This window comes from Verrucosispora sp. ts21, from assembly GCF_002879555.1.
In the GTDB taxonomy this organism is placed as follows: domain Bacteria; phylum Actinomycetota; class Actinomycetes; order Mycobacteriales; family Micromonosporaceae; genus Micromonospora; species Micromonospora gifhornensis.
In genome coordinates this window covers 39,669-47,870 of record NZ_PNOZ01000049.1, presented here as the reverse complement: position 1 = coordinate 47,870, position 8,202 = coordinate 39,669, and the positions used below count along the sequence as shown (strand labels likewise).

8 protein-coding genes and 1 pseudogene are annotated in these 8,202 nt (G+C 73.0%); 4 read left to right on the top strand and 5 right to left on the bottom strand.

Annotated features, from left to right (window positions below):
• The 3 genes and pseudogenes from C1A38_RS32485 to C1A38_RS20795 form a co-directional block, all read right to left on the bottom strand.
• A pseudogene (locus C1A38_RS32485) lies at positions 1-335 on the bottom strand (hypothetical protein); the annotation flags it as partial.
• An 864-nt stretch (positions 336-1,199) separates the two neighbouring features.
• Complete coding sequence (locus C1A38_RS20800; RefSeq protein WP_102659428.1) at positions 1,200-1,970, bottom strand: YcnI family copper-binding membrane protein; 771 nt, start codon at positions 1,968-1,970, stop codon at positions 1,200-1,202.
• A 14-nt stretch (positions 1,971-1,984) separates the two neighbouring features.
• On the bottom strand, positions 1,985-3,649 hold the full coding sequence (locus tag C1A38_RS20795; protein WP_102659427.1) for a copper resistance CopC/CopD family protein: 1,665 nt from the start codon (positions 3,647-3,649) through the stop codon (positions 1,985-1,987).
• A gap of 135 nt (positions 3,650-3,784) precedes the next feature.
• Here C1A38_RS20795 and C1A38_RS20790 point away from each other — a divergent pair, with 135 nt between their 5' ends.
• The 4 genes from C1A38_RS20790 to C1A38_RS20775 are packed head-to-tail and all read left to right on the top strand — an operon-like array spanning position 3,785 to position 6,690.
• The gene (locus C1A38_RS20790; RefSeq protein ID WP_343898576.1) at positions 3,785-4,390 is read left to right on the top strand and encodes a sigma-70 family RNA polymerase sigma factor; all 606 of its coding nucleotides are present in this window, start codon (positions 3,785-3,787) and stop codon (positions 4,388-4,390) included.
• Positions 4,387-4,875 (top strand): MauE/DoxX family redox-associated membrane protein, encoded by a 489-nt coding sequence (locus C1A38_RS20785; RefSeq protein ID WP_102659426.1) that lies wholly within the window; start codon positions 4,387-4,389, stop codon positions 4,873-4,875. The genes C1A38_RS20790 and C1A38_RS20785 overlap by 4 nt, the downstream gene beginning before the upstream one ends.
• A complete protein-coding gene (locus C1A38_RS20780) occupies positions 4,868-5,584 on the top strand; it encodes a DsbA family protein (RefSeq protein ID WP_102659425.1) in 717 nt (238 codons plus the stop codon). Before C1A38_RS20785 ends, C1A38_RS20780 begins: the two co-directional genes overlap by 8 nt.
• Positions 5,581-6,690 carry a hypothetical protein gene (locus tag C1A38_RS20775; protein WP_233196931.1) on the top strand — a complete coding sequence of 370 codons (1,110 nt, stop codon included), beginning with the start codon at positions 5,581-5,583 and terminating at the stop codon, positions 6,688-6,690. The genes C1A38_RS20780 and C1A38_RS20775 overlap by 4 nt, the downstream gene beginning before the upstream one ends.
• Here C1A38_RS20775 and C1A38_RS20770 read toward each other — a convergent pair.
• Positions 6,671-7,435: an energy-coupling factor ABC transporter ATP-binding protein gene (locus C1A38_RS20770; RefSeq protein ID WP_102659423.1), complete on the bottom strand. Its 765-nt coding sequence runs from the start codon at positions 7,433-7,435 to the stop codon at positions 6,671-6,673. The genes C1A38_RS20775 and C1A38_RS20770 overlap by 20 nt on opposite strands.
• Positions 7,432-8,202: a cobalt ECF transporter T component CbiQ gene (gene cbiQ, locus C1A38_RS20765; protein WP_102659422.1), complete on the bottom strand. Its 771-nt coding sequence runs from the start codon at positions 8,200-8,202 to the stop codon at positions 7,432-7,434. The genes C1A38_RS20770 and cbiQ overlap by 4 nt, the downstream gene beginning before the upstream one ends.

Sequence of the window (8,202 nt, the reverse complement as noted above, 5' to 3'; positions counted from 1 at the left end):
GGGGCGGGGAGGTCGGCGAGGGTCTGGGGGCGGGGTACGGGGGCTATTGCTCGGGTGGCGGGCAGGGTGCTGCCCACCGCGACGAGTTGCCGCTCGGCGAAACGGTTCGGGGGCGGGGTGCCGAGGCCGCTGAGCGAGCTGATCCCGAGACGACCGGCGAGCATCGGCACCTGGTCCGGCTCGACCACGATGATCACTTCGCGGGGGCGTACCGGGCGCAGCAGGAGCAGCGCGGCGACGATCACCAGCAGCATGCCGGCGGTCAGCGAGCCCCAGGTGGCCGGGGCCAGCCAGCCGGGTCGCAACTCGGCTCGCAGTTCCAGGGTCAGGTCGGCGCGACCGTCGGTGCGCATCAGCACCAGGCTGAGCCGTTGCCCGGCCAGCTCGTCGGGGGTCCATTCCAGGGTTCCGTTGCCGGCGCGGGCCCAGAAGGTCTGCGCGCCGGGTCCGGCCGGTACGGTCGGCGGCTCGCCTTCGGACGGGGTGACCGGTGTCAGTCGGACCGGCAGCGGGCCCCGGGCCAGCGCCATCCGCTCGACGACGGCGTACGGCGCGCCGGCCAGCCAGTGTCGTACCTCGTCGGCGGGAGCCAGGCCGACGAAGGCCGGGCCGTCATGGGTACGGGCGTCAAGTTGCATCCGGGCTTCGCCGACACCGGCGAACGGCACCTCCTGGCGTACCAGCTCGTCGAGGTCGGTCACCACCACCGCGTGCCCGGTGGTCTGCACGGTCTCGAAACGAGCCGCGTAGGCACCGCCCGGGTCTGCGTGACCGGTCAGCAGGCCGAGCGCGGCGGCGCCGACCAGCGCGGTGATGCCGACGGCCAGCGACAACATTCCGGCCAGCGTCCACACGAAACGCATCCGCCAAATCCCTCTCCGTAGCCAACTACCCGGCCGACCTTACCCACGACGAACGGCTGAGCAGTGGATATCCGGCAGGCACGCGGAGAAGACCGTGTGTTCTCGGCGGACAACGCGGCCGACGGAGCCTCGGCACAGCCGCGACGGACTGTCGGCACAGCAGGACACGCGAAAGGCGGACCGCCGGACACGCGGGAGGTGGACCGCCGGACACGCGAAAGGCGGATCACTGGACAGGCGAAAGGCGGACCGTCGGGAACGCGGGAGGAGGACCGTCGGGAACGACGAGACCCGCCGGGAGCATCCGGCGGGTCTCATGGTGAGCGGTGTCGGGGGTCAGGAGGCCGCCGTCGCCTCGCCGCCCTGGCCGGGACCACCGACCCGGCGGGTACGCGCGAATGCCAGGCCGCCCAGCACCAGCCCGGCGAGTCCGGCCACCAGCCCGGCGACGCCGAGCCCGACCGCGAGCCCGTTGCCGTCCGCGTCGTCGTCCTCGGCTGCCTCGGCGGGCGCGCCGGGCGATGCGGTGGGCGCGCCGGTGGGCTCCGCCGTGGGGGTCGCGGCCGTGAGGGTGAGCACCGGCGCCGGGGTGGCCGGCTCCTCGCCACCCGGCTGCGGCTCGTCGATCCAGCGCACCACACCGCCGTCGGAGTAGGTCTGCAGCGCCTTGAAGACCATCTGGTCCACGTCGGGCAGCGGGCCCATGGAGACCGGGAACTCCTGGAAGGTGCCCGGGGCGATCGCCGCGTCGGCACCGGCCGTCCAGGTGATCTTGGAGATCACCTCGGAGATCTCGGCTCCGTGCACCTGTACCGGCGGGTCGACCCGGCGCTTCTCCACCGCGACGGTCCAGCCAGGCACCGGCATGGTCGACACCGAGCCGACCGGGGCGTTCTCCGGCAGGAAGATCTCCAGCTTGGTGGTCGAGGCCTCGTCACTCTCGTTCGGCACCCGGAACGCGAAGCGGCCGTAGCCGCCCTGCTTCGCCTCGCTCGGGCTGATCGACACGTGCGCCGACGCGGGCGCCGCGAAACCGAACACGGCCGTGGCGACGGTGCCGAGCGTCAGGGCCAGAACGGCACCCACGGTACGCCGGTGACGGATCATCGATGGAACCCTCTCTATCGGATGTCCACGGTGGCGGTCACCGTGGCCTGGTCGATCTCGGTGGTACGAGCGGTCACCCGCAGCTCCCACTCCCCCGCCGACGGCAGGTTGATCTCACCGGTGGCGTGGTTGTCGGTAAGCGGCAGCAGCGGTACGTCGATCGCCTCGATACCTGCCGACGGCAGTGCGACGGTGGCCTTCCACTCCTTGATCGGCAGCGGCTGGTTGTCGAGCGTGTAGGCGTAGAAGTGCACCGAGTTGTTGCCCCGCTGGGCGGGGGCCATCTCGATCTGCATCGAGTAGAGGCTGCTCTGCACGGTGGTGGTGAAGTAGCCGCTCTCGGCACCGGCCACGTCGGCACCGGCGGTACGGGCCGGTGGGGTCTGCACCAGCACCGAGGTCACCGCCAGCACGACCGCGGTGACGGCCAACTCGACCCAGACCGCCCGGCGCATCGGTGCCGGGTGGCTGGCCGCGATCCGCTTGCGGACCAGGTGCCGTGAGTACGCGGCGACCGCGATCACCAGTGCGAACAGCCCGACCTTGGCCAGCACCAGCCGGCCGTACGTGGTGTTCACCAGGGCCGCCGGGGTGGCCACCTCGATCAGGGCCTGGACGATCCCGGCGAGCAGCAGCGCCGACACCGCCAGGGCGGCCCACCGTGACCAGATCGGCAGGATCGCGCCCAACTCCCGTTCGTCGGCCCGGGGCAGCAGGAACACCACGAGCATCACCAGACCGCCCAGCCAGACGGCCATGCTGCCCAGGTGCACCGCGTCGACGAGCACCGACACCGCCGGGGCGGGCGAGGCCGCCGGGTGCCCGGCCAGCGGCCAGGTGAGCAGCGCCGCCCCACCGAGCACCCCGAGGATGATCAGGTCGGTACGGCCCACCGAGCCGGCGAACAGCGGCCGGAGCAGGACCGCCGCAGCGGCCAGCAGCCCCAACCTGACCAGGTGGGCGGCACCGAACGTGCTGCCGAGCACCAGGCCCAGGCCGGCGCCGGTGATGTCGAACGGGCCGCCACCATTGGTGTACGGCACCTGCAACAGGGTCGTCGCGACGGTGGACAACGCGACAAGCCCGAGGCCGATCCAGGCCAGCCGGGCCGGCGCGGTCCGGGGCAGTCGACGCGGCCAGAGCAGGGCGAGCACAAGCGTCGCGCCGACCAGCAGGAGCAGTCCGGCGTACCCGACGAACTTGCTGACCTTCACCGCGTTGCTGACCACCGGGTCGGCCCGGCTGTCGTTGCCGGTGTCCACCGGCGGCTCGGACGGCGCGCCGACGGAGAAGGTGAACGCCCCGGAGACCGGGTGGCTGTCGGCGGAGATGACCCGGTAGGTGACCAGGTAGGTGCCGTTGCCGGCGGAGTTGTCGACGGGGATGCTCACCACGCTGTCGGCGAAGGTGGGCTCACCCCGGTCGACCCGCGATCCGTCCGGCGCGATCACTCGGATCTTGTCCGGCACCTTGCGGACCGGCTCACTGAAGGTGAGCACCACCTCGGTCGGCGCGTTCGGCACCACGGACGAGGCGGCGGGGCTGCTACTGGAGAGCACGGCGTGCGCCGCGGCCGGGCTCGCCGGAGCGAGCAGCAGGGCCACGACGGTCACCAGCAGACCGGCGGCGGCGGTCAGCCGGGCGAATCGGCGGCGAGGGGCGGCAGTCATGCTGGCCATGCTCGCCGATTCAGGGCCGGGAGTCATGCTCGGGTAGTCGGACGCTGAGGTGAAAAAGTTCCCGGCGTGGCGCATTGCATGGGAAGGGCCGAAGGACCCTGCTGCTCAGCGCGCTGCCGCGTAACCTGGGTTGTCGTGATCCCCGCCCCACGCGACAGCGCCGCCGCCGACTCCGACGCGGCCGACCGCCGCGCCCAGGAGTACCCGGAGACGGCCGACATCGCCACCGTCGCCGCGTTGGCGGCACGCGACGGCGATCCGGCCGCCCAGGCCGACTTCGTCCGGGCCACCCAGGCCGAGGTGTGGCGATTCGCGGCGGCACTGGTCGATCCGGACAGCGCCGACGATCTGACCCAGGAGACGTACCTGCGGGCGTTTCGTGCCCTGCCGGCCTTCGAGGGACGTTCCACGGCCCGTACCTGGTTGCTGGGTATCGCCCGGCGGACCTGCGCCGACCACCTGCGCACGGTGGTCCGCCGACGTCGGCTGGCCCAGCGGCTCACCGCCGACGCGTACACCGATGTGCCGCACCCCGACCCGGCCGGGCAGTTCGGCGCGGCCGACCTGGTCCGCCGGCTGTCGACCGAGCGGCGGGGCGCCTTCGTGCTCACCCAACTGCTGGGTCTGTCGTACGCGGAGGCCGCCGCCGTGGAGGGGGTGCCGGTGGGCACGATCCGGTCCCGGGTCGCCCGCGCGCGCAGCGAACTGGTGAACGCCGTCGGTGAGGCGTTGGCCGGGTGAACAGGAAGCTGCTGCCCTGGCTCGGGCTGGTCGTCCGCCTCGGGCTGGCCGCCGTCTGGCTGTACGCGGGCGCGACGAAGGTCGGTGACCTGGCCGCCTCCGGCCGGGCGGTGCACGCCTACCAGGTGCTGCCGTACGACGTGTCGGTGGTGGTCGGGGCGGCGCTGCCCTTCGTCGAGCTGGCGCTCGGCGTACTGCTGCTGCTCGGGCTGGCCACCCGACTGGTCGCCGGGGTCTCCGCGGCGCTGCTGGTGGTCTTCATCGCGGGCATCATCTCGGCCTGGTCGCGCGGGTTGGCCATCGACTGTGGCTGCTTCGGCACCGGCGGCGCGCTGCCGCCCGGGCAGACCCCGAGCTATCTCCCGGAGATCCTCCGGGATCTGGGTTTCCTGGCGTTGGCCGGGTTCCTGCTGATCTGGCCCCGCACGGCCGTCTCGGTGGACGGCGCGCTGACGGGCGAACCGGTGGAGGACGAGGATGAGTAGTCGCAAGGGGCGCAAGGACGCGGCCCGCGTGGTCCGGGAACAGTTGGCCCGGGAACGGCGGCGCAAGCGGACGCTGTGGGTCTCGATCGGGGCGGTCGCGGTGCTTGTGGTCGCGGGCCTGATCGGCTGGAGCGTCTGGTCCAGTCAGAGTTCCGGAACCTTCATCGCTCCGCCGGGGGCGACCGAGGACGGCACCGGCATCGTGGTCGGCAGCGGACCGGTGACCATCGACGTGTACGAGGACTACCTCTGCCCGGCCTGCAAGCAGTTCGAGCAGACCAGTGGCGCGACGATCGAACAGCTGGTCAGCGACGGCAAGGCCCGGGTGGTGTACCACCCGGTGGCCTACCTGAACCGCTTCTCCAGCACCCAGTACTCGACCCGCGCGTCGGCCGCGTCCGGTTGTGCCGCCGAGGGCGGCAAGTTCACCGAGTTCAGCAAGGCGCTGTTCGACAAGCAGCCGCCGGAGAACGGCGCGCAGCTCAGCGACAACGAGTTGATCGACATCGGGGCCGAGGTCGGGTTGAACCGCGACAGCTTCGGCAGCTGCGTACGCGACGGCAAGTACAAGCCGTGGACCTCGCACGTCAGCGAGAAGGCGACCGAGGCCAACGTCACCGGCACCCCGACCGTCCTGGTCAACGGCGAGCAGGTGCGGGAGTGGACGCCGGAGAACATCACCGCTGCGGTGGAGGCGGCCGGGCGGTGAGCCGTGCCCTGCTGACCCGGGCCGGGCTGCTGCTCGCCGGCCTGGTCACCACGCTGATCGCCACCGCCGCTCCGGCGGTGGCGCACGGCGCCGACGCCCCGAACGGGACCGACTACCGGGTGAAGATCAGCGCCGTGGCCCCGGACCGCCCGCAGCTTTCGGTACGGGTGATCGAGGCGGGTGCCCGGCTGGAACTGACAAACACCGGTGACCAGCCGGTGGAGGTGATCGGCTACTCGGGTGAGCCGTACCTGCGGGTGGGACCGGACGGGGTGTACGAGAACACCCGCTCCCCCGCGACGTACCTGAACCGCACCATCGCCGGGGAGACCGTCCTGCCGCCGGAGGTGGATCCGGCCGCCGCACCGCAGTGGCGTCGGGTCGAGTCCGGTTCGACCGCCCGCTGGCACGACCAGCGGGCACTCTGGCGGGAGGCCGGACCGCCCGCCCAGGTCCGCGCCGCACCCGACCGGGAGCACCGGGTACGCGACTGGGTCGTGCCGCTGCGTGACCCGGACGGGCTGGCGGAGATCCGGGGCAGCCTGCACTGGGTGCCGCCGCCGGACGCGTACCCGTGGTGGGTGGTGGCGATCGTCGGCGCGCTCGCGGCGGGTGCGCTCGGCCTGCTACCGGCGGCTTCGGCCCCGGGCCGGCGGGCGTCGGCCGGCCTCGGCGCTCTGCTGGCCGTCGGTGGGGTGGCGGCCGTGCTGCTCGCGGTCGGCCGGACGCTGGACGCCGGCGCGACCGGGGTCGGCGCGGTGCTGCTCGGGTTGCTGACCGGGCCGGTGTGGACGCTGCTGTCCGGGCTCGGCGCGCTCGCCGCCGCCGGGTGGGCGGTGCGCCGTCGCACCGGTGCCGATTTTCCGCTGGCGTTGGCCGGGGCCTGCCTGGCGTTGTTCGCCGGGGTGACGAACGCGGCGCTGCTCGCCCGGTCCGTCGTGCCGGTGCCGTGGCCACCGACGCTCGCCCGGGTGCTTGTGGTCCTGGCCGTCGGGGCCGGAGCGGGGGCGCTGGCCGCTGCCGTCCTGCGGCTGCACACCGCCGCCCGCGCGGCCGCCGCATCGACCCCGGCACCCGCCGCGACTGTCACTTCCGAGCGGGACTGAACGGGTACGGCAGTTCGAGGCGGTGCCGGGCGAGCAGGTCGGTGTCGCCGAGCAGGTCGGCGGTGGGCCCGTCGGCCACGATCCGGCCGCCGTCGAGGATCACCGACCGGTCGCAGAGTTCGAACGCGTACGGCAGGTCGTGGGTGACCATCAACAGGGTCACCGGCAGGGCGCGCAGGATGGTGGCGAGTTCCCGGCGGGCCGCCGGGTCGAGGTTCGACGACGGCTCGTCGAGCACCAGGATCTCCGGGTGCATCGCCAGCACGGTGGCCACCGCCACCCGGCGGCGCTGGCCGAAGGAGAGGTGGTGCGGGGCGCGGTCACGATGCTCGGACATGCCCACCGCGGCCAGCGCCTCGTCCACCCGGGCGGCCAGTTCCGCCCCGCGTAGCCCCAGGTTGGCCGGCCCGAACGCCACATCCTCGGCGACGGTGGGCAGGAAGAGCTGGTCGTCGGGGTCCTGGAAGACGATGCCGACCCGCCGCCGGATCTCGGCCAGCCGCGCCCGGTCGCCTGTCACCGGCAGCCCGCCGACGGTGACGCTGCCCTCGGTGGCGCTCAGGATGCCGTTGAGGTGCAGCACCAGGGTGGTCTTGCCGGCGCCGTTGGGCCCGAGCAGGGCCACCCGTTCGCCCCGGGCCACCGTCAGGTCCACGCCGTGCAGGGCGACGTGCCCGTCCGGGTAGGCGTACCGGACGCCTCGGACGTCGAGGCTGGGTGCGGTCGATGCCACACCGTGAATCATGTCAGTACGGCGGCGGTGGCGGCGACGGTGCCGGCCAGCAGCGGCACGGTCGCCGCCACCAGCCACTGCCCGGTGGTGGCCGCCCCGGCCCCCTGCCACACCGCCGGCATCCGCCCGGTGTAACCGCGCGACAGCATCGCCAGGTAGACCCGTTCCCCGCGTTCGAAGGCGCGCAGGAACAGCGCGCCGATGCCGGCGGCGAAGCCGCGCAGCTGCCACAGGAAGCGCGGGTCGTCGCCCCGGGAGATCCGCGCGACCCGCATCCGGCGGGCCTCGCCGACAAGCACGTCGAGGTAGCGCAGCATGAAGGTGGCGATCTGGGTGATGATCTGCGGGCAGCGCAGCCGGTCCAGCCCGACGATCAGGTCACGGGTGGTGGTGGTCGCGGCCAGCAGCAGCGACGCCCAGACCCCGAGCGTGCCCTTGGCGAGGATGTTCCACGCGCCATGGAGGCCCTCGGTGGAAAGGCTGAGGCCGAGCACGTCGACCCGTTCGCCCGCACCGATGATCGGCAACGCGACCGCGAACAGCACGAACGGCACCTCGATCGCCGACCGGGTGAGCAGCCATCGCGGGCTCACCCGGGCCACCGCCGCCACCACCGCGACCATCAGGGCGTACGCGCCGAAGGCCCAGAACGCAGCCCGGGGGGTGGCGACCACGGCGACGGTGAACGCCACCATCGCCGCGATCTTCACCTCCGGTGGCAACCGGTGCACCGGCGAGTCGGACTCCCGGTAGAGCACGTGGGCGTGCCCGGCACCCAC

What these genes read in the sequence shown, in the direction of transcription:
- C1A38_RS20800 (WP_102659428.1), bottom strand. Translation starts at nt 1,970, where the DNA reads ATGATCCGTCACCGGCGTACCGTGGGTGCCGTTCTGGCCCTGACGCTC.
- C1A38_RS20795 (WP_102659427.1), bottom strand. Translation starts at nt 3,649, where the DNA reads ATGGCCAGCATGACTGCCGCCCCTCGCCGCCGATTCGCCCGGCTGACC.
- C1A38_RS20780 (WP_102659425.1), top strand. Translation starts at nt 4,868, where the DNA reads ATGAGTAGTCGCAAGGGGCGCAAGGACGCGGCCCGCGTGGTCCGGGAA.
- C1A38_RS20770 (WP_102659423.1), bottom strand. Translation starts at nt 7,435, where the DNA reads ATGATTCACGGTGTGGCATCGACCGCACCCAGCCTCGACGTCCGAGGC.